Source organism: Mesorhizobium dulcispinae (assembly GCF_033977345.1).
GTDB classification, from domain to species: domain Bacteria; phylum Pseudomonadota; class Alphaproteobacteria; order Rhizobiales; family Rhizobiaceae; genus Mesorhizobium; species Mesorhizobium dulcispinae.
This window is the reverse complement of the sequence record NZ_JAVIIY010000016.1, coordinates 25,306-44,650: the sequence shown is the minus strand read 5'-3', so window position 1 is coordinate 44,650 and position 19,345 is coordinate 25,306. Positions and strand designations below refer to the sequence as shown.

19 protein-coding genes are annotated in these 19,345 nt (G+C 58.3%); 15 read left to right on the top strand and 4 right to left on the bottom strand.

The annotated features are described in order from the left end of the window. Positions 1-11 precede the first annotated feature (11 nt). The 6 genes from RFN30_RS26490 to RFN30_RS26465 all read left to right on the top strand — a co-directional run bounded on the left by RFN30_RS26490 (position 12) and on the right by RFN30_RS26465 (position 6,559). Positions 12-1,208, top strand: a complete 1,197-nt coding sequence (locus RFN30_RS26490; RefSeq protein ID WP_320265024.1) for a pyridoxal phosphate-dependent aminotransferase — start codon at positions 12-14, stop codon at positions 1,206-1,208. Positions 1,209-1,363: 155 nt separating this feature from the next. Further along, positions 1,364-2,038 (top strand): CDP-alcohol phosphatidyltransferase family protein, encoded by a 675-nt coding sequence (locus RFN30_RS26485; protein WP_320265023.1) that lies wholly within the window; start codon positions 1,364-1,366, stop codon positions 2,036-2,038. Next, the gene (locus tag RFN30_RS26480) at positions 2,031-3,182 is read left to right on the top strand and encodes an aminotransferase-like domain-containing protein (protein ID WP_320265022.1); all 1,152 of its coding nucleotides are present in this window, start codon (positions 2,031-2,033) and stop codon (positions 3,180-3,182) included. Before RFN30_RS26485 ends, RFN30_RS26480 begins: the two co-directional genes overlap by 8 nt. Before the next feature lie 116 nt (positions 3,183-3,298). Next, positions 3,299-4,087: a class I SAM-dependent methyltransferase gene (locus tag RFN30_RS26475; protein WP_320265021.1), complete on the top strand. Its 789-nt coding sequence runs from the start codon at positions 3,299-3,301 to the stop codon at positions 4,085-4,087. Between the two features lie 182 nt (positions 4,088-4,269). Then, a complete protein-coding gene (locus RFN30_RS26470; protein WP_320265020.1) occupies positions 4,270-5,718 on the top strand; it encodes a Mur ligase family protein in 1,449 nt (482 codons plus the stop codon). Between the two features lie 58 nt (positions 5,719-5,776). Beyond that, positions 5,777-6,559, top strand: coding sequence for a class I SAM-dependent methyltransferase (locus tag RFN30_RS26465; RefSeq protein ID WP_320265019.1), 783 nt, complete (start codon positions 5,777-5,779; stop codon positions 6,557-6,559). A 78-nt stretch (positions 6,560-6,637) separates the two neighbouring features. Here RFN30_RS26465 and RFN30_RS26460 read toward each other — a convergent pair whose 3' ends face one another. Continuing rightward, entirely contained in the window at positions 6,638-7,915 is a 1,278-nt protein-coding gene (locus tag RFN30_RS26460) for an ABC transporter substrate-binding protein (protein WP_320265018.1), read from the bottom strand. A 176-nt stretch (positions 7,916-8,091) separates the two neighbouring features. Here RFN30_RS26460 and RFN30_RS26455 point away from each other — a divergent pair, with 176 nt between their 5' ends. Further along, positions 8,092-8,937 (top strand): GntR family transcriptional regulator, encoded by an 846-nt coding sequence (locus RFN30_RS26455; RefSeq protein ID WP_320265017.1) that lies wholly within the window; start codon positions 8,092-8,094, stop codon positions 8,935-8,937. 36 nt (positions 8,938-8,973) lie between these two features. Here RFN30_RS26455 and RFN30_RS26450 read toward each other — a convergent pair whose 3' ends face one another. The 3 genes from RFN30_RS26450 to RFN30_RS26440 are packed head-to-tail and all read right to left on the bottom strand — an operon-like array spanning position 8,974 to position 11,947. After that, on the bottom strand, positions 8,974-9,822 hold the full coding sequence (locus RFN30_RS26450; RefSeq protein WP_320265016.1) for a carbohydrate ABC transporter permease: 849 nt from the start codon (positions 9,820-9,822) through the stop codon (positions 8,974-8,976). Then, positions 9,819-10,775 carry a carbohydrate ABC transporter permease gene (locus RFN30_RS26445; RefSeq protein WP_320265015.1) on the bottom strand — a complete coding sequence of 319 codons (957 nt, stop codon included), beginning with the start codon at positions 10,773-10,775 and terminating at the stop codon, positions 9,819-9,821. Before RFN30_RS26445 ends, RFN30_RS26450 begins: the two co-directional genes overlap by 4 nt. Next, entirely contained in the window at positions 10,775-11,947 is a 1,173-nt protein-coding gene (locus RFN30_RS26440; RefSeq protein ID WP_320265014.1) for an ABC transporter ATP-binding protein, read from the bottom strand. The genes RFN30_RS26445 and RFN30_RS26440 overlap by 1 nt, the downstream gene beginning before the upstream one ends. 368 nt (positions 11,948-12,315) lie before the next feature. Between RFN30_RS26440 and phnG the strand changes: the two genes are divergently transcribed. Genes phnG through phnL form a run of 8 tightly spaced genes read left to right on the top strand, consistent with a single transcriptional unit; the run spans position 12,316 to position 18,975 of the window. Next, entirely contained in the window at positions 12,316-12,783 is a 468-nt protein-coding gene (gene phnG / locus RFN30_RS26435) for a phosphonate C-P lyase system protein PhnG (RefSeq protein WP_320265013.1), read from the top strand. Next, positions 12,780-13,397, top strand: a complete 618-nt coding sequence (phnH, locus tag RFN30_RS26430) for a phosphonate C-P lyase system protein PhnH (RefSeq protein ID WP_320265012.1) — start codon at positions 12,780-12,782, stop codon at positions 13,395-13,397. Before phnG ends, phnH begins: the two co-directional genes overlap by 4 nt. Further along, positions 13,388-14,473, top strand: coding sequence for a carbon-phosphorus lyase complex subunit (locus RFN30_RS26425; RefSeq protein WP_320265011.1), 1,086 nt, complete (start codon positions 13,388-13,390; stop codon positions 14,471-14,473). Before phnH ends, RFN30_RS26425 begins: the two co-directional genes overlap by 10 nt. Further along, the gene (locus RFN30_RS26420) at positions 14,470-15,345 is read left to right on the top strand and encodes an alpha-D-ribose 1-methylphosphonate 5-phosphate C-P-lyase PhnJ (protein WP_320265010.1); all 876 of its coding nucleotides are present in this window, start codon (positions 14,470-14,472) and stop codon (positions 15,343-15,345) included. Before RFN30_RS26425 ends, RFN30_RS26420 begins: the two co-directional genes overlap by 4 nt. Positions 15,346-15,353: 8 nt before the next feature. Continuing rightward, positions 15,354-16,133, top strand: a complete 780-nt coding sequence (locus tag RFN30_RS26415; protein ID WP_430699088.1) for an ATP-binding cassette domain-containing protein — start codon at positions 15,354-15,356, stop codon at positions 16,131-16,133. A 24-nt stretch (positions 16,134-16,157) separates the two neighbouring features. Then, a complete protein-coding gene (locus RFN30_RS26410) occupies positions 16,158-17,300 on the top strand; it encodes an alpha-D-ribose 1-methylphosphonate 5-triphosphate diphosphatase (protein ID WP_320265008.1) in 1,143 nt (380 codons plus the stop codon). A gap of 20 nt (positions 17,301-17,320) precedes the next feature. Continuing rightward, positions 17,321-18,220: a metallophosphoesterase family protein gene (locus RFN30_RS26405; protein WP_320265007.1), complete on the top strand. Its 900-nt coding sequence runs from the start codon at positions 17,321-17,323 to the stop codon at positions 18,218-18,220. After that, positions 18,220-18,975, top strand: a complete 756-nt coding sequence (phnL, locus tag RFN30_RS26400) for a phosphonate C-P lyase system protein PhnL (RefSeq protein WP_320265006.1) — start codon at positions 18,220-18,222, stop codon at positions 18,973-18,975. The genes RFN30_RS26405 and phnL overlap by 1 nt, the downstream gene beginning before the upstream one ends. Positions 18,976-19,345 lie beyond the last annotated feature (370 nt).

Sequence of the window (19,345 nt, the reverse complement as noted above, 5' to 3'; positions counted from 1 at the left end):
AGGAGACAGACATGTTGGCGCAACGAATTGCTCTCCTTTCCGGATCGGGGACCGCCGCAGCTCGGGAAGCAGCAAAAGCAGCAGCAGCCAAGGGGCGCCGAATCATTGACCTCGCGGCTGGCGAGGTTATCACCGCTCCCCCGGTCTCGGTTCGCGAAGGCGCGATCACCGCCATAAATGCCGGTGTAAACCGCTATACTGAATCAATTGGCCTGCCGTCTCTCCGCAAGGCCGTTGCCAAGAAACTGTCGACTGAAACCGGGTTTGCGTGGGATACCGACAACATCGTCATCACTGCAGGTGCGAAACAGGGCTTGCTCGATGCCACCTTGGCGCTCCTCAATCCAGGCGACGAAGTCATCATTGTTCGTCCCTGCTGGCCGACATTTCCATCGCAGGTTCTTTTGGCGGGGGCAAAGCCTGTTTTCGTGGACGCCAAGCCGCCTTCTTATGTTCCTGAAGTCCGCGGCATCCGTAACGCGGTAACGCCCAAGACTACGACAATTATTATCAACTCGCCGAATAATCCGACAGGAGCGGTGTACGACCGGACGACCCTGCAGGCCATTGGTGATCTTGCAATAAACTACGATCTTTGGATCCTTTCCGACGAGTGTTACTCCGGTTTTGTTTTCAATGGTGATCGTCATCATTCGATCATTGTGGCTCATCCGGGCATTCGTTCACGAACCATACTGGTCAATGCCTTTTCCAAAGAGTTGGCCATTACGGGGTGGCGCCTCGGCTATTTCGCTGCACCACCGGAAATCGTCGCGGCGGCCAAAAAGCTTCACAGCATTACGACTTCGAATGCGAACGTGATTGCTCAACACGCCATACTGCATCACCTCGAAGTCGGCGACGGCAGCTACGAGCGGGAGATGCATCAGCGCCTCGCGGCTGCGCGGAAGGCGGGGCTAAAAATCCTCTCCAAGCTGGAGGACGTCGCACCACCGCGTGCCGAAGGCTCGTTCTTCTTCTACCTCGATCTCACACCGCTCTTCGCCGGGCTGCCAAGGACGAGCTCAACCCGCACCGTGGATGATGTGGCCCGCATCCTTCTTGAGGAAGCAGGCGTCGCTTCGGTTGCCGGAACGACGTTTGGTGACGAGACGGGATTGCGGCTTTCGTTCGGAGCGCCACCTGAAGAACTAGAACCGGCCCTGGAGAAAGTCGTCGCTACGCTCAATGGCCTGAAAAGCCGTTAGGCGGCAGCATGATTGACGGCAATTGCGGGCAGGGGTTGGCAAAAGACACGTGACGGAGGCGTTCACCCACTGGAATGACGTGCCGGATCGCATGCCCATGGGTCGCCGACAGCGCCCAGGCGCTCGCCACTAAGAGCTTCGTCGAGGAGTACCCGATGCTGATATACCTTCGAGACTACGCCAATGCCATTACGGCAACGAGCTTCGTGTTCGCGATCCTTGGACTTTTCCTGGCGCTGAACGGTCACATCGAGATCGGCACCGCATCGATGCTCTGGATGTGGTTCCTTGACCACTGGGACGGTCATGTCGCCCGCAAGACCAGTGACAGCCGCCGTCCAGGAGCTGCGGACTTCGGAAAATGTCTCGACGGCTTTGGCGACTTCATGCATGGCGTAATATTTCCGTCGGTCGTTGTCGTACTTGTCGGGCAAGGGGGCGTTCTATCGCTGGTGGCCATTCTCGCCCTCATCATGGCTGGCGCCATCCGCCTCAGCTATTTCGAGAGCTTCGGCCTGACCTCGGATGCCAAGTTTACGGGCATCCCCGTCTCTTATGACACCCCATTAGTCGCGATCCTGCTAATGGCGCGGCCAGGTTTCCCGGTTGCGGCGTTTCCGACAGTCTTCGCGCTGGCCTTTATCGCCCTCGCCATGCTGCACGTGACCACCGCGGTTAAGGTGCCAGCGATACGGGGCCGAGCAATTCCAAGCGCGACAATTCTGGCGGTCGTGATTTCAGTTGTTCTCGCACGACAGGGTCTCATCGGTGCGGCGAGTGATGATAGCTGCCGAGCATTAGAGACAATAGGAGGTCGAGAAAATGAATAGGGTGCACGTCCAACCTGAGTCGCTGGTCGACCGGTGTATCGACGAGAATGGATTGATCCGACTTAATCTCAATCATCCACCTCCCGTTCCCCAGATTTTCGATCAAATCTTCAAGGATGTACTTGAAGAACTGTTTCTGACAATGTCCCCTTCCAGCCTTGTCAAAACACATCGTTGGACAGGCTCCGACGAGGATCGGTCGAGAGCAGCGGAATTTACAGGCCGTCGGCTAGGAACACAACCAGACGCAGGCCGGGTTGTTTTGGCCCACAGTACACAAGCCGCCATGCATATGATCCTCCCGGGAATCATCCCTAAAGGTCGAGCGCTTGTCGTAGAACAAATGACCTATCCGCCGGTACGAACGTTTGGTGAGCGCTACGGAATTCCGGTGATTGACGTGCCCATCGATGCCGACGGTGTTGAGCCAAATGCTTTCGAGGATGTTTGCAAACAAACAAACCCCGCCGCTATATATCTTTTGACGACGTATCAGAATCCTACCACCATCACGATGTCTTTGGGGCGCCGCGCGCATATCGGGGAGATCGCTAGGCGCTATGGCGTCAAAATCATCGAAGATGATGTCTACAGCCTTCTAAGCCCGTCGCCCTTGACGCCGATTTCGGCAATGGCGCCGGAAATATCTTGGTATCTCTTGGGGACCGCGAAGAGTTTCGCGGCCGGACTGAAACTGGCATATCTCGTCGCTCCAACTGCGGACGAAGCTGCCCGCGTGTTCTGGCCGGGAGTTCGTGCGACCTATTGGATGGCAACTCCGATGAGCGCTGCCTTGATGTCCGGTTTCATTCGCCGGGGCGACGATCAGGCGATCTTGTCGGCGGTAAAAACCGAGCTGCGCAACCGACACGAACTTCTCGACCAGATCCTTTGTCATTGCCGCTACGTCACGGATCCCGGCTGTCTGCATGTGTGGTTGCCGCTACCCGAAGACACATCCAGTCGAGAATTGGCGGACGCCATCAAGAGCGATGGGGTGCAGGTGGCCGACAGCAGTTCTTACGCGTCTCAAAGCTTTGTGCCTCCTGAGGCGATCCGGGTCGGCATCGGCAATCCCGAGACGATTGGCCTGCTGAACTCCGCGCTTGCGACGCTTCATCGGCATCTTCCGCTTTCCAAGTGACCAGAGCTTGAAGCGCCTCGCCTCCCTCCTTCAGCGCAAGAAAGACGAAAGCTGCAGCTATGCAAACGAGCACGAAGAGTAAAGAGCGTCCAGGGTCTATAGCTGAGTTTGCAAGATTGGTCAGCCGCTACAGCCATCGGCCCGAGTATCCCAAACAAATGGTAGACCATATCAATTCCTTGATGTCGCGAGTTCCGGTGCGATATCCGGCAGTCGACATTGGAGCCGGGACGGGTCTCTTTACTCGACCACTTGCTCGCTTCCTCGAGCCAAGCCGCGCCGTAATCGGAATGGAACCAAGCGCAGAGATGAGGCGGGCGGCAAAAGATCATCCAGAAGAGCTCGAAAACGTCAGATACATAGCCGGGTTTGCAGAAGAGGTTGGTTATGCATCCAGGTCAGTCGCGCTCGTGGCCGCGGCCTGCGCGGCCCACCGCTTTGACAAGCATACGTTCCTTGCCGAAAGCCATAGAATACTGGTACCGCACGGCTGCCTAGCGATCGTCGAATATCGCTGGGGAGATACACAAAACAGTGTCGGGGACGAAATCTATTCGCTTCTTGAGCGACTTGTCGATGGGTACGACCGCAGGGCGCACTCAAATAGCGCTGGGGAATACGAAATGTTTGACGCGGCGGACGCCATTTCGTCGGCAGGACTCTTCACCAATGTGCATCAGCGCATTTTTACTTGGACAGTGCAGCGTCAAACGGAACAAGTCGTCTCCGCAGCCATGGCGCTTACGCCATCACTTAAAGCCGAAGCTAAAATAGGCCGAGAACCATTTTTGCAAGCACTCGGGGAGATTGTAGCACGGCACAGCAGTTCCGCCGGCAATGTGGAACTCAATTATGTTGGCCATGGTACCTTTGCTCTTGAGCGCGCCTCCGGAGCACGTGACTGATCGTTCCATTAACGGCATGCGAGACAGGAAGATGAAAGCGTCGGAATCCACGGGTGGCGGCTGGTCGAGACCGTGCGACGACGAAACTTGGACTTGTCCGGCTGTCGTCTCAGATCCGTCTTGTAGATGAAATGTTGCATCTGTAATCGCCGATCGGTGATCGGCGGTTCCGATTTCCAGCGATGAGGGACGGCGTATCTATGATTTCAGTTTGCGAGAGCGGTGTTGCTGTCGAGCATCTGCATGTATTGATTGACGGCGTGAATGAGGACGCGATTGCTCTGGCCCACTATCTTTCTCATCACGCCAGGCGCGTAACCGTTCTTCACCCTGAAAACTGTGAACCGGACAGCATTCAAGGGGCTTTCGATACTGATGGCCGGAGTATCGAATCCCGGCCTCGAGCCGAGATCGGCGAGATCGCCGATGCGGGGGTGCTCTTCATCTCCCTTTCTACGCCGCCGTGCGATTTCGTTGTCGATCGCGCCCGCTCCAAGGGTCTCATGCTTTCCAATCTTGCGGATACCATTCTGCGGGATGCGTCCGGTCCAACGATTGGGGTGACTGGCTCGGCCGGAAAGACAACAACGACATTCTTGCTGACGGCAATCCTACGGAATTCAAGGTTTGATGTCCTCGGTTCGACGGACTACCGGCTCACGCCTTCCGGACCCGGAAAAGCAATGCTGGACGCAATTGCTTCACGCAATGATACACCCTGGTTGGTAGTGGAATTGACTAGCCATCACCTGGATTATCTCACGACCAGCCCTTCGATCGGGATCGTCACCAATCTATTTCCGGATCATCAGGACTGGCATGGTTCGTTTGAAGCCTATCGGAGTGCGAAGCAGAACCTCTTGCGCTTTCAGAAGAGCGGCGACGTGGCGGTGCTCAATTTCGATGACTCCGAAGTCCGTGAGCATTTTCGTGGGCTCGGGCGAGGACGCGAAATCTATTTCAGTGCACTGGGCAATATAACTGATGGTGTCGTGATTGCGGACGGCCACATCGCATTGCGTTCCAGGGGTGCGTGCGACAGACTTTGCGCCGTTTCGGAATTGAGAATGCCGCGGCATCATATTCCGAATGCCCTTGCCGCTACGGCAGTTGCCATCGAACTCGGAGTGAAGCGCGAAACGTTGCGCGACGAACTGGTCGGTTTCCAGGGCTTGCCGCAGAGGTGCCACTTCCTCGGTAAGGTAAACGGAGTCGAGATATACGACGACACGATAGGTATGAACCCGCGCAAGGCCCTGGAGGGCTTGGAAACTTTTGCCGATAATTCGCTCGTTGTCGTCTCCGGAGGCGCGCTTCAATCACAGGGTGGAGAAAAACGGGTCAGCAGTCCATTGGAGAAAGCCGACCTGCGGCTGTTTTGCGAAGCGCTGCTGAAAAAGGCGAACGTCATCGTGCTTTTCGACGAAGGGGGCGATGTGATCGAGCAGACCCTTGCGGAAACAGGCAGAGAACTGCCGGCCGTTAGTCGCGCCGAAAATTTCGAAGCTGCTGTCCTTGAGGCCGTCCGGGCGGCGCGAACCGGTGCGCGGCTGCTGATTTCTCCCGTCTTCTACAATCCGCCATCGGATACGCGGCATTTCCTAGCGGATCTGATCGGCAAGTCCAACTGAACGGCGCCCTTGCAGGTTGTCGCAACATCATTTTTCCGACGTACAGAGGAAATGACCTATGGAAACTGATCCAGCCGATGGCCGGAACGGCATCGTGCCGATGCGCTTCATCTACCGAAGCGCGGAATGGTACGAGCGCCTTTATCCGCAGGCGGCCCAATGGGCCGAGGACTGTTTCCGGCTTGTGCATCGATTTGCAGAAAGGCGGCCTCGCTCGATCTTGGATATCGGCTGCGGCACCGGGCTGGCGCTCGCCCGTTTTGCCGGTCCCGATGTCGAACGGTGCGGCATAGACGCCTTACCGGTGATGGTCAAAGCCGCGCGCCAAAGAAATCCGGATGCGACCATCGGATTCGGTGACATGCGCGACCTGCATCTTGGGCGCCGTTTCGATGCGGTGATTATGCTCGGTGGCGTTTTCAGCCATGCGAAGACGAATGAAGATGTCCGCAGGACGATGCGGGTTCTTGCCGAACATACCCACCCCGGGGCGGTCCTCGTCATCGAGGGAATAAATCCCTGCGCCCTTCTGTCCGGTGCCGCAGGCCGGCGCAGTTGGTCCATTGATGTGGAAGCCCATAGCAATTCCTATCGGGGAGATGCCGAGATCTCGACAGATTTGCCAAATTCCTTGTTCCATCTCAAAAGAACTTGGTCAATTGATGACGAGGTGGTCGAAGTCGAGAATAGCGACCATCGCTTCATGCTGCCGCTCGAAATGGAAGCCCATCTCAATCATCACGGTTTTAGTTTGGTTGGATTCGCGGACAATGGGCAATTGCGACCCAGCGATATGAGCGGCCCGCGCGCCTGGTCGGTTGCGATCCGCAATGCCGACTGATCCAAACGCTGTTGCTGGATGAAAAAAGACGAGCCTTAGGGGCTCGCCTTGTCTGTAGCGCAATCAGGTTCCCCCAGCTTAAGCCTGCGGCAGGAGAGCCCGAACATCGCGGACCATGTCGGCCAGTACCGCCTTCGGCTCGCGGTGCAGGGTCACGACCGACTGGATATGATCCCGAATGAGATCGGTGATTTTGATCGCATTTTCGCCGGGGAAGCCGGGCCATGCAGTCAGGATTGGGAGTTGCTCGACACCCACCATCGCATTGGGATTGTCCGCGAAGAATTTCCCCAGCAAGTCCGGTGTCTTCACGGCGACACTGTTGGCTGGAATATAGCCGGTGGTGTTCACGAGTTTGGTTTGAGCGTCCGGCCCGGTCATGAACTTAACAAAATCCCAAGCGGCTTTCTGGCGATCGGGATCCCGGGTCAGTAGCATGGCGGCATTCCCGCCCGTTGGCAGTTTGCCATTCGGCTTGAGCGGCAGGTTCGTGGTGCGGATCCGGAAGTGGCCCGCCGCGGCTTTCTCGGCTGAGCGCAGATAGCTGTTGGAGGTGCCGAGAATGCCCATCATGCCGCCCGAAAATGCCTGTCGCGTCTGGTCCAGGGACATCTCGATCTGACCGGCTTGGCCGAATTGTTTGAACATCTCCAACGCCCAGAGCCCCTCCGGACCTTCGAAGGCGATGTCCTTCTCGTCGGGCGTCATGATGCTACCGCCTTGACTCATGACGAGGGCCATCCAGGTCCAAGCGCCCGAGTGGCCGATATAGGCGTAGTGCAGGCCCATTATGCCGCCGCCCTGCGTTCGGATCTTCCTGCCCAGGCTAATGATGTCCGGCCATTCTGTGGGCAGTTTGTCGGGATTGCCACCTGCCTTCTCCACCAGGTCAAGGTTGTAGAACAGTGTCGGCGCCGCGACGGCAAACGGCATGCCAACGGTCTTGCCATTCACCTTGGCCATGTCGAAGAGAGATGGCTGATAACCGAGCGACGCGAGATCGCCCTCGGCGTTAATGAAGGGATCTAGAGGGATTGCGAGGTCGCGCTGGGCAAGCAGATTGATACGGTTAAAACCTTGGAAGGCAACGTCCGGAATATCACCGGTTATCGAAGCGCGCAGGACACGCAGGGTAAGATCGTCATAGTCGGGCGAAGGCGTGTCCACGGTGACACGGATGTCTGGCCGCTTCTGCGTGAAATCGGCACAGAGCTTGTCGTAGAGCTCTTTCGGCGTGCTCGTTACGATCCGCAGTGTGATGGGTGCAGATTGTGCCAAGGCTGGCGCTGACAACGCGGCGGCTGCGGCGGCAGCAGTTCCGCGAAGAAAATCGCGTCTGTTAAGATCGGAAATCATTTCCACTCCACGATTGGGTTGGTGCTTTTGTGACCTTCAGCTTCGATAGCAGCTTTGGACGATGACCGCCTTTCCAGCAGATATCTCGGCCATGCGGCCGATGGCGGCCGTGCCTTCATAAAAGCGTATCCTCGTGTTGCGGAATTGATGACGCGGTGACTAACTGGTGAAGAATAATGGAAGAGGCGGTCACTCATACCCCTTCAGCCTTCACCGGTATCATGAAAGCATGCGATATTGACGAAACGAATGTCCCTGCGAGAAACACCGTGGAGATCGAAGACGACGAACCGGTCCAGCATCGCAAAGGGGCCCTGCATTTGTGGCAGGAAGTCTGTTTCGCGATCGAACAGGATATACGCCAAAGGCGGCTTTCGCCAGGTGATCGTTTGGCGACGGAAGAGGAACTGGGCAGGCGGTTTCAGGTTCATCGTAACACGGTTCGTCGCGCGCTCGATGTTCTAGAGGAAAAGGGGCTCATCCGGATAGAGCATGGACTGGGAAGCTTCGTGCAAGAGCGCGTAATTCCCCATGCTATGGCGCGCCAGAAAACCCTGCCCATTATTTTGAAGGGGCTGGATCGGGTCGGACGCGAAGAAATTCTCGGAAGCTCCACGGTCCGAGGGTCACGGGAGATCATCCCAGCCTTGCACTTGGCAAAGTCACAATATGTGCGGCGCGTCAATCTGCTGACGCTGATCGACGATAATCCGACGATGATCACCTCCGCCTATTTTCCCCTGCCGCGCTTTCACGGAATCGACAAGGCGATCGCTGAATGCGGATCGGTTCCCGAGGCATTAAAGCGGCTCGGCATTGAAGAAATCATTCGATATGAGACGAGGATCACAACCGGCCATCCGACTCGCATGGACGCCGAGTTGCTGCGGCAATCGCGTTCTCAGCCCGTGCTCAAGGTGAAGAACATCGTCACCGATGCCGTCAACCGGCCGGTTCTATTCACTGAGGTCAGAATGTCGGCTCGATGGATCGAGCTGGTCATCCGGTACAATGACCTTTGAAGGTTCTGGCTGCGAATCCGGCAGGCCAGCTCCGGTCTATTTGATGCCACCTGAGGTGAGGCCGCCGATGAACCAACGCTGAGCAAACAGGAAAACAATCACCAGCGGCGCGACCACGATCGTGCTGCCTGCCATCAATGGGCCGTAGTCTATTCCTGTATCTTCATTCTTGAAGGCCATGAGGCCGAGTGGTGGGGGCATCAGGCTCTGCTCGCGTACTGCGATCAGGGGCCAGAAGAGGCTATTCCAGTTACCGACCACGGAGAAAATGCTGAAAGCGATGATGGCCGGCAGGGCCATCGGCACCACGATGCGCCAGACGATGGCAAGCTCGGAGAAGCCGTCGAGCCTAGCTGCGTGGACGATATCGTCAGGAATCGTCTTGAAGAACTGGCGGAACAGGAAGATGCCGAAGGGCGAAACAACATAAGGGAAGACCAGCGCCGCGTAGGTGTTGAGTATGCCGATCTTGTAGCCAAGGATAAAGAGTGGCAGCGCCAGGACCTCGTGCGGGAGGAGCAGTGCGATCAACACAAGCGCAAAGAGCAGGTTACGACCAGGGAACTCGAGCTTGGCGAGCGCATAGGCCGCTGGCGTGCAGACAGCGATCTGAAGCGACAGAATCATAGCGCAGACGAGGACGCCGTTCAGCATGTAGCGCAGCAGAGGCGCCTTGGTCAGCGCCTCGGTATAGTTCTCAATCCCGTAGAACTGCTGGGGCCAAAAACTGAAAGATGCGCCAAAGATCTCTGCCGGCGGCTTGATCGAGAGCGAAACCATCCAGACAAAGGGGATGAGGATCAGCGCTGCGGTGATCAGGAGCGCCGCATGGCGGAGAATAGCCGTGGGCGCGGCGATTGCATAGGCAAAACGAAGGATGCTCATTGGTAATGAACTCTTTTGTCCATGAAGCGCGCCTGGATCAAGGTCAGCGCGACGACGATGAAGAGGAAGACGACGGCGACGGCGGCGCCATAACCGGTGCGCAGATACTCGAAGCTCTCGCGATAGAGCGTGAATAGCAGCAACTCGGAGGCGTGGCCGGGCCCGCCCTGCGTTAAAACCTGGACAGTGTCGAAGGTTTCGAACGCTTTCAGCGCCACGACGATGAAGACGAACATGAAGACCGGCCCCAGCATCGGGAGTGTGACGATGCGCAACCGGTCGAGCCAGAGATCCGCGCCATCGATATCGGCTGCGTCATAGAGATCCTGCGGGATTGACTTCAGCCCGGCAAGGAACAGCACCATTGCGAAGCCGAGGTTCTGCCAGATGCCGATGACCGCAAGCACCGGCAACACCGTGTTCTCGTCGCGCAGCCAGTTGGCGGTCGGCAGTCCGAGGCCCACGAGCGTCTGGTTGACGAGGCCGATAGTCGGGTGAAGCAGGGCCTCCCAAGCGATCGCCATGGCGGTGAGCGTCGCCATGTAGGGCAGGAAATGGATGGCACGGTAGAAGGCCTGGAAAGACTTGCCGCTTTCGATCAACAGCGCGATCGCGAGGCCGAGGACGATTGTACCGGGCACGACGATTGCCACGTAGACAACGGTATTGATCAGCGAGGCACGGAAGCCCTGGTCGAAGAAGACCTCCCTGAAGTTATCGAGCCCGACAAATGAGAGCGTTCTGGCGCCGAATTGCCAGTCGGTCAGCGCCATGCCGAAAATGCCTGCAACCGGCAGGAAGAACAGGGCAACAAGCAGTACTAGCGCAGGTCCGGTCAGCGACCATGCTGTGAGAGTTTCGGCGATCTTTTGATTGCGCCGCGCCCTGGTGATGCCGGAATTGTTCGTCGAAAGAGCCGCGTGTTTCTTTGTTATGGAGGAGGCTGTGTTCATTATGCGGGTTCCCGCATACGAAGCACTTTCGCTTCGGCATGATGATGGGAGCGCAGGCGCCGCCCGTCGGCGGCAAATACCAGCAAGCGTTCCGACTTCACACCAAGATGAAGAGTCTGGCCGGAGAGAATCTGTGCACCGCGTTCGGCGAGCAGCCGAGCAACCACCGGATGCTCGGTTCCGGGCACGTCGAGATGGACATAAAGGTCTGAGCCCATATGTTCGATCAGCCGCACCGCACCGGTCACGATGTTTACACCACCTGCATCCACCAGGTGGAACGCCTCCGGCCGGATTCCCAGAGTAAGAGCTGTCCCAGGGATACCTCCGGATTCGATGGCAAACCTGGTGCCTGCTGCATCGGCCAGGTTGGCTTCGCGCAGCCTTGCTCCGAGAATATTGATCTTCGGAGAACCGATGAACTCGGCCACGCGTCGGTCGTCCGGATCGGCATAAATCTGCTGCGGCGGGGCAACCTGCAGTAGCTCGCCTTCCAACATCACCGCAACCCGGTCGGACATAGTCATGGCTTCCGACTGGTCATGAGTAACATAGACGAAGGTGACGCCAAGCCGTCTGTGCAGCTCCTTGATTTCGGCCCGCATTTGGACACGCAGCTTGGCGTCGAGGTTTGAGAGGGGTTCATCCATCAGGAAGACCGCAGGCTCGCGCACCATGGCGCGCCCAACGGCCACGCGCTGGCGCTGACCGCCCGACAGTTGGCCGGGCCTGCGGGCAAGCAGGTGGCCAATGCTGAGCGAGTTAGCGGTGCGCATGACGTCTTGCTCGATCTTATCGGCCGCCCCTTTCGTTCCCGGGATAAAGCGACCAACCATCGGCGTTCTTTGCCAGGATGACAGCCGCCGCATCCGCAGCGGCACGCTCATGTTCTCCGCAACTGTCATATGAGGATAGAGGGCATAGGACTGGAACACCATTGCCACATCGCGCCACTTTGGTCGCACGCCGTCCACCACGCGATCGCCGATCGCCACCGAACCGCCGGTTTGCACCTCAAGACCCGCCAAGATCCGCAGAAGTGTCGATTTCCCGCAACCGGAAGGGCCGAGGAGGGTCAGGAACTCGCCAGGAGCAATATCCAACGAAAGGTTCCGAATAACGTTCGTGGATCCGAAATCCTTGCAAATATTGCGCAGTTCAAGTCCCGACATCGAGGCCTCTTCATTCGTGGTTGCCGGACCGAAGTCAGTGCGAGATGGAATTGGTGGCAGCTATGTATCAGGTATGTATCAGTTTGGTGAAAGTTATGTGACCGTCGAATGAACAACCGTATGACTCTCAGGTCATCATGCCTATGTGGCGCGGAGCTCGAGGGTACCGGGGCCGATTGGTCTTGCTGTGGGAAGAGAAGGAACAGCGGATTGGCATATGCACCACCAGACGACTTGTCTAGTTTTCGTCATCCGGGCTTCACGACATTTACCGACGGATTGATGTAGGGTTCACGACAATTGCAGGCGGATTAATGTAGGATTACCTACCTCTCAGACATTCGCCGGCGCTGCACAGTATTTGGTCAATGACGTCTCAATCTTCTCTCTTATCAGATCGCAAATGTTGGATGTCCGTTCTCGCGACAGCACCAGCGGCGGTTATTTCGGATAACTGGCACGCGCTGCCGACCCAGCCGGATTTTAACTTCATCAGCCCCCCACGGTTTGAGACAATAATGTTGCGCGCCCGCGCCGACGGCAGTGGAACGGTCTTTAATCTCGGTGAAATGACCGTCACGCGCTGTTCCCTTGCGTTGGGCAATGGGATCATCGGCATTTCATGTATTGGCGGGCGGGACAAGCGACACGCGGCGATAGCGGCTGTGTTCGACGCCATGATGCTATGCCAAGAAGGCGGGCCATGGCACGAACTAGCGCGTGAAGCGGTGCTTGCGGCTGAGGAGGCTAGCAGGAAACATCAAGTCGCAAAGGCCGCTAAAGTGCGCGCGACCGAAGTTGCGTTCTCGATGTCGATTGCCGGGCAGCCAGTATGACGCTGCTGGATTCCACGATGCATTTTGAGGTTGAGCCCTCGTTAGAGGCGGCTCATCACGCGCAAGCAACTTTCAGAGCCATCTTGCGTGCCTTCAGCCGTCCCGGCGAGATCGTTGCAGCGCCGCCAATTCTCCACGCGCCCTGGCCAATGAGCCAAAGCATGTTGTCTGCAGCGCTGTGTCTCCTGGATGGCGAGGTTTCCAGCTGGCTCGATCCGACCCTCAGAACCAAGGCTGTTGAAGACTTCCTCCGGCTGCGCACGGGCGCCTCGTTCGGTTGTCATCCGAGGGACGCTGATTTCGCTCTTATCGGCGATGCAAACAATATGCCGAATCTCGAACGATTTCGTGCGGGGACCCTGTTGGAGCCAAATCGCTCGACGACGCTTCTCATCCAGTTGCCGGACCTCGTGGGCGGCACGCCGATATCGCTGTCCGGACCAGGCATCAAGACCGAGGTTTCGATCTCACCCATGGGACTTCCTTTAGGGTTCTGGTCGAACTGGGATGCCAATGCGGCGCGCTTCCCAGTTGGCGTCGACGTTCTTCTCGTCGATAGAAAGGGTTTCTTGGGGCTGCCTCGCTCAATTCGCCGGAGCGCCCCATGCTCGTAGCAATCCGTGGCGGTGAACAGGCGATCGCAAGCGCCGAGCGGCTTCTTGCCGAGCAGCGTCGCGGTAACCCGGCAATACCAGAGCTGTCAGTTGAGCAGATTGGCGAACAACTGTCCCTGGCGGTGGACCGCGCCATGAACGAGGGCGCGATCTATGACAGGCATGGGGCGAGCTTGGCACTGAAGCAGGCTCAGGGCGACGCGGTGGAAGCGGCCTTCCTGCTTCGGGCATTCAGGTCGACGTTGCCACGGGCTGGCTATTCGGAGCCCCTCGACACAGGCTCGATGCAGATCGAGAGGCGGATATCGCCGATCCTCAAGCAAGCGCCGGGGGGGCAATTTCTGGGAGCCACCTACGACTACACTCACAGGCTTCTGGCCGAAAAACCATCGGAGGCCTTCGAGTTTCAGGTACCGAACAACAAGTATGCCGGTCCCATTGTCGCGCCACGTATTTCCGACCGGCTCGCCTGTGACGGAATTGCCGAAGCACTGCCACCCGGGGATTCCGAAAATCATGCTTCCGATATCACGCGCGATCCGCTCATGTACCCGGCCAGTCGCGACGCCAGATTGCAGTCCCTGGCAAGGGCTGACGAAGGCTTCCTGACCGGTCTCGCAAACTCCACCCTGCAGGGATATGGCCAGAACTTTCCGCTTCTGACCGAAATCCGGGTCGGCGATGTGTCGGTGGAATTCACAATTCCGGAACTCGGCTTTGCCGTCACGATCGGGCGGGTGACGCTCAGCGAATGCGAGATTCTCAACAAGAGGCTCGATGGGAAGAGTGCGGAACCGCGATTTACCCGCGGCTACGGACTGGCCTTCGGCCGCAGCGAAAGGCGTGCGATGGCGATGGCCGTCAGTGACCGGGCGCTGCGAGGCCGCGAACTGGGCGAAACGGTCCAGTGTGCCATCGAGGACGAGCAGTTTGTGCTGCCTAACGCGGACGGTGTCGAAGCGGCCGGCTTGCTGCAAAGCCTGAAACTGCCACACTACATCAGCTATCAGGCAGAACTCAATCGCTTGAGGGAGGTGCAGTCTTCACGCGCGCGGCCACGGGAGGATGAGACGTGATCCCTCCGGACGCAGGACTGGATGAGAACAGCTTTTACAATTTCGGGTACCTGAACGAAGTCACGAAGCGCATGCTCCGGCGCGCGATTTTGAAGGCGGTTTCGGTTCCAGGCTTTCAAGTGCCGATTGCAGGCCACGAGATGCCGCTTCCTCCCGGTTGGGGTACCGGCGGTATGCAGATTTCCGCGGCCCTGATAGGGCGCGCCGACATGCTCAAGGTGATCGATCAGGGCGCCGACGATTCCATTAACGCCACGAGCATCCGGAGATTCTTCGAACGGGTGGCGGACAGCCGTACAACGCTGTCAACCAGCGAAGCGACAATCATCCAGACCCGGCACCGCATTCCCGACGAGCAGCTTTCCGATGGCCAGATCATCGTGCTTCAGGTGCCGCTGCCGGAGCCCATGCGATCGCTGGAGCCCTCGGATGCCGTGACTCGCCGCCTTCATGCATTTCAAGACTACGGAATGCTCTATGTCAGGCTCTATGAAGACACGGTGAAGTTCGGTGATGCCGGTGCCGGAACAAATCATCCCGTGCTCGTCAATGGTCGGTATTTCGCCGCCCCTTCGCCAATTCCGGCATTCGACAATCACAAACTCGATAGCAGTCCTGCCCTTTTCCTGTTCGGGGCGGGCCGGCACAGGCGTATCTATGCTATCCCGCCGCATACCTGCGTCGCAAATCTGTCTTTCGACGATCGCCCGATTGTCACCCGCAAGCCTGACGGACAATGCAGCCTGTGCGGATCGACTGAGAGCTACCTGGATGTGATCTCTGACGATACGGGCATGAGCAGCTTTGTGTGCTCCGATACCTCCTTCTGTAGCGCCCAGCGAAGTGGCGAATCCACTGGAGGCCGGCCATGACCCACCTCATTCGAACCCCGGCCGTGCTTCGCGCCCGAGCGGTCGCCAAACGCTTCGACAATGGACTACTCGCTTGCCGCGACGTTTCTCTGGAAATCGCAGCCGGTGAAATCGTCGCCATCGTCGGGGAGAGCGGTTCGGGAAAGACGACTTTGCTGCGCTGCCTTGGCGGCCATCTGCCGCCTGACGAAGGCATCGTGGATATTCAGGGCGAAGATGATTGCCTGCACCCGATATGGTCGCTTCAGGAGGAGCAACGCGTCCGGCTCCTGAGATCGCGTGTGGGATTCGTGCATCAGCGTCCCCAGGACGGATTGCGCACGAGCATTAGCGCTGGGGCTAATATCGTAGAACCTCTCGCGCTTGCCGGCCTCCGCGACTTTTCGCAGATGCGCCGCATCGCGAAAGAATGGCTCGGATACGTTGAGATACATCCCGACCGGGTGGACGATCTTCCGGGGGCTTTTTCCGGGGGAATGCAGCAGCGCCTGCAGATTGCCCGCAACCTGGTCAAGCGGCCCCGGCTGCTTCTCATGGACGAGCCGACCGGCGGTCTCGATGTCTCGGTTCAGGCACGGATTCTCGATCTACTGCGGCGGCTGGTGCGCGACCTCGACGTCGCCGTTGTACTCGTCACGCATGATCTCGGGGTGGCGCGGATGCTCGCCGACCGGCTCTACGTTTTGAAGTCGGGAACGATCGTCGAGCAGGGCCTCGCCGATCAGGTCTTGGACGACCCTCATCACCCCTACACCCAATTGCTAATATCGTCGGTACTAAGAGCGTGAGCGCCGGCAGATCGGAGAGCAGAAATGACGCGGATAGTGTTTGGCAATGCACAGCTCGTATTGCGGGACAAGGTGGTGCTGGGCCATGTCACGGCTGAGGACGGCTGGATCATAAGCGTTGAAGCCGGTGACGAAGTGCCTGCGGGAGCGATCGACCTCGAGGGTGATTTCCTCATGCCGGGTCTAATCGATCTTCACAGCGATCACCTTGAGAAGCATATCGTGCCCAGACCTGGGGTCTACTGGCACCCGCTTTCGGCGGCAGTCTCCTACGATGCCCAGGTCATCAGTTCCGGCATCACCACCATGTTCGACAGCTTCGGATTGGTGGGGGAGGAGTTCGACAGCGATCGCAATGGCGCGCTCGGACGCATGCTGCGGGGTATGGAGGAGGCCGCGAATGAGGGCCTGCTGCGCGCCGATCATTTCATACATCTGCGCTGTGAGATCATTGAACCCGATATTGTGCAGCGTTTTTCTGGTTTGCAGGAGCATCCCAAGCTGAAGCTGGTCTCTCTCATGGACCACACGCCCGGGCAGCGAACTTTTCCCGACCCGCAGAAATGGAAGGTGCATCAGAAGCGCAGGACTGGTGCCTCCGATGCCGAGCTTGACGCCATCCTGGTCGCCCGACAGCAAGCTCGAGATCAATACGCTGCCCTAAATCGCCGCGCCGTCGCCGAACTCTGTCGAGAAAGGGGTATCGTCGTGGCAAGCCATGACGATACGACGCTCGAGCACATTCTTGAGGCAGAAGAGCTGGGTAACGGCATTTGCGAGTTCCCGACCACCGATCTCGCTGCTGCCGAAGCGCACAAGCGCGACATCCAGGTGGTAATGGGAGCACCTAACCTGGTACGCGGTGGATCGCATATAGGCAATCTCTCTGCCGGCGAGTGCGCCAAGTCGGATCACCTCGGCATCCTGACATCCGACTACGTCCCGGCAAGCCTTCTGCACGCCGCATTTCTCCTGACCGGGGAGGCGATTGGCTGGTCGCTGCCTCGATCGATCGCCACGGTGACGGCATCCCCGGCGGCATGCGTGGGCCTTTATGATCGAGGCGAAATTGCCAAGGACAAGCGTGCCGATCTTCTACGAGTCCGCGTTCACGGTGGCCTACCCGTCATCCGCTCCGTATGGCGCGCCGGCAACCTCGTGTATTGATCTCCAAGGTCTGAAACATCATGACTGCCTCTTCATTTATTGCTTTCATCTCCGATCCGCACCTGTCCGAAGAACGGCCTTTCTTTCAGTTCAATTGGGAAATCCTGGTCGACGAACTATCCCAGCGACGACCGGATCTTGTCCTTGTCGGCGGGGATCTCGCGCTTGATGGTGCGAACAATCCGTCAGATCTTTGGTTCGCGCGGCGGCAACTCGAGCGGCTGGGGTGCCCATGGTTGGCAGTGCCGGGAAATCACGATGTCGGCGACCTCACCAAGGCGGCGACTTCCGAAGCAGCCGTCACCGAGGAACGGCGGAACCGCTATCTCGAAACAATCGGCCGGGATTTCTGGTCGTTCGACATCGGCGACTGGCGGATCATTGGGCTAAATAGCATGATCCTGACTTCGGGGTTCGCAGCAGAAGCGGAACAGGAAAGATTCCTGGCTCGCTCGATTGGCGAAGCCGGGTCGCGGCAGGTGGCTCTCTTGTCTCACATGGCCGTCTGTGATGCCGCCCTATCGGAAGTCGATACGACCGGCTGGTTCGTGCCTTCCGAAAGTCGCGACATGCTTGGCGCCTATTTCCGTGCGGGAAAAATCCAGCTTTGCTTGAGCGGCGACATGCACCAGAGCCGGGATCGCACGATCGAGGGGATCCGGCATGTCTGGGCGCCGAGCACGGCCTTCGTGACCGACATGAGGGAAGAGTGGCGTCCGAAATTTGGCGGCCGTAAACGCGTCGGTTGGACCGAAGTGAGGTTAGGCAAGGACATCGAAGTCACGATGCATGAGCCGCGCCGCATGGTAGACTTCGACATCGGCAACTGGGTTCATGACGGTACTGGGCTTTATTATGAGTTCGCCTGCGGCAGCCGCTTTGCCGGTTTTGGGACTGCTGCCAAACAGATCGCTCCGTGATGGCGGATGCCGAGGTCAGCGATACTGCGGGACGTCGGAATCTGCATCCGGTCGTTCATGCCAAGGGCCTATCCAAGGCCTTCACGCTTCACACTCAGGGCGGCATCGTTCTCCCTGTTTTTGAGGATATCGATCTGACGGTGATGGCCGGCGAATGCGTGTGCCTACACGGCTCTTCCGGCGCCGGCAAGTCGACCCTACTGCGCTCACTCTACGCCAACTACAAGCCGGACGGGGGAATGATCCTGGTGAAGCACCTCGGCGAGACCGTCGATCTGCTCGCAGCCAAACCCAGGGAGGTCGTCGAGATCCGCCGCAGCACGATCGGCTATGTCAGCCAATTCCTGCGCGTCATCCCGCGCGTGCCAACGCTCGACCTAGTCGCCGAACCGGCAGTCGCAATCGGCATGCCGGGAGACGAGGCGCGGGCGAAATCAAAGGAATTGCTGGCTCGTCTGCGCATTTCCGAACGTCTTTGGTCAATTGCGCCGGCCACTTTCTCGGGCGGCGAGCAGCAGCGGGTGAACATCGCCCGCGGCTTCGTCGTCGATTACCCGATCCTCCTGCTCGACGAGCCGACCGCCTCACTCGACGCCGTCAATCGGCAGAGCGTGATCGAACTGATCAACGAAGCGAAAGCGCGCGGAGCGGCGATCGTCGGAATCTTCCATGACGAGGAGGTGCGCGAAGGGGTCGCCGATAGGCTATTCGAGGTGGGCAAACTTTCAACGGGGCGCATGCGCGAGGTTCTCTGATGCCAGGAGCTTCTTCACCCCGATATGCCATCCACCATGAGCCAGCGCTAGAACACCGTTCACGGCGGCAGCGCACGCATGGGTTGGGCGGGAAGCCTTCCCGCCGGGAATCTGCGCCACGGACAGAGATGAGTTCGCTCTCAAATCCGCGCACCGGTGGTAGGGGCTCGACGCGACATCAAAAGCAAAGCACCGTTCCGGCTTAAGGAAGGTACTTCGGTCGAAGCTCTCGAATGGGCACTTCAGCAGGCGATCATCTTCGAGGTCGATCGGCCAATGCGGTGCGCGCTGCACACGTGGCGGGGTGAAACGAAGCAGCTTTGGTCAGGCGTGGCTCCAGCACGACCATTTGTTTGGCATTTACGTCCAA

What these genes read in the sequence shown, in the direction of transcription:
- RFN30_RS26490 (WP_320265024.1), top strand. Translation starts at nt 12, where the DNA reads ATGTTGGCGCAACGAATTGCTCTCCTTTCCGGATCGGGGACCGCCGCA.
- RFN30_RS26485 (WP_320265023.1), top strand. Translation starts at nt 1,364, where the DNA reads ATGCTGATATACCTTCGAGACTACGCCAATGCCATTACGGCAACGAGC.
- RFN30_RS26480 (WP_320265022.1), top strand. Translation starts at nt 2,031, where the DNA reads ATGAATAGGGTGCACGTCCAACCTGAGTCGCTGGTCGACCGGTGTATC.
- RFN30_RS26470 (WP_320265020.1), top strand. Translation starts at nt 4,270, where the DNA reads ATGAGGGACGGCGTATCTATGATTTCAGTTTGCGAGAGCGGTGTTGCT.
- RFN30_RS26465 (WP_320265019.1), top strand. Translation starts at nt 5,777, where the DNA reads ATGGAAACTGATCCAGCCGATGGCCGGAACGGCATCGTGCCGATGCGC.
- RFN30_RS26460 (WP_320265018.1), bottom strand. Translation starts at nt 7,915, where the DNA reads ATGATTTCCGATCTTAACAGACGCGATTTTCTTCGCGGAACTGCTGCC.
- RFN30_RS26455 (WP_320265017.1), top strand. Translation starts at nt 8,092, where the DNA reads ATGGAAGAGGCGGTCACTCATACCCCTTCAGCCTTCACCGGTATCATG.
- RFN30_RS26450 (WP_320265016.1), bottom strand. Translation starts at nt 9,822, where the DNA reads ATGAGCATCCTTCGTTTTGCCTATGCAATCGCCGCGCCCACGGCTATT.
- RFN30_RS26445 (WP_320265015.1), bottom strand. Translation starts at nt 10,775, where the DNA reads ATGAACACAGCCTCCTCCATAACAAAGAAACACGCGGCTCTTTCGACG.
- RFN30_RS26440 (WP_320265014.1), bottom strand. Translation starts at nt 11,947, where the DNA reads ATGTCGGGACTTGAACTGCGCAATATTTGCAAGGATTTCGGATCCACG.
- phnG (WP_320265013.1), top strand. Translation starts at nt 12,316, where the DNA reads ATGACGTCTCAATCTTCTCTCTTATCAGATCGCAAATGTTGGATGTCC.
- phnH (WP_320265012.1), top strand. Translation starts at nt 12,780, where the DNA reads ATGACGCTGCTGGATTCCACGATGCATTTTGAGGTTGAGCCCTCGTTA.
- RFN30_RS26425 (WP_320265011.1), top strand. Translation starts at nt 13,388, where the DNA reads ATGCTCGTAGCAATCCGTGGCGGTGAACAGGCGATCGCAAGCGCCGAG.
- RFN30_RS26410 (WP_320265008.1), top strand. Translation starts at nt 16,158, where the DNA reads ATGACGCGGATAGTGTTTGGCAATGCACAGCTCGTATTGCGGGACAAG.
- RFN30_RS26405 (WP_320265007.1), top strand. Translation starts at nt 17,321, where the DNA reads ATGACTGCCTCTTCATTTATTGCTTTCATCTCCGATCCGCACCTGTCC.
- phnL (WP_320265006.1), top strand. Translation starts at nt 18,220, where the DNA reads ATGGCGGATGCCGAGGTCAGCGATACTGCGGGACGTCGGAATCTGCAT.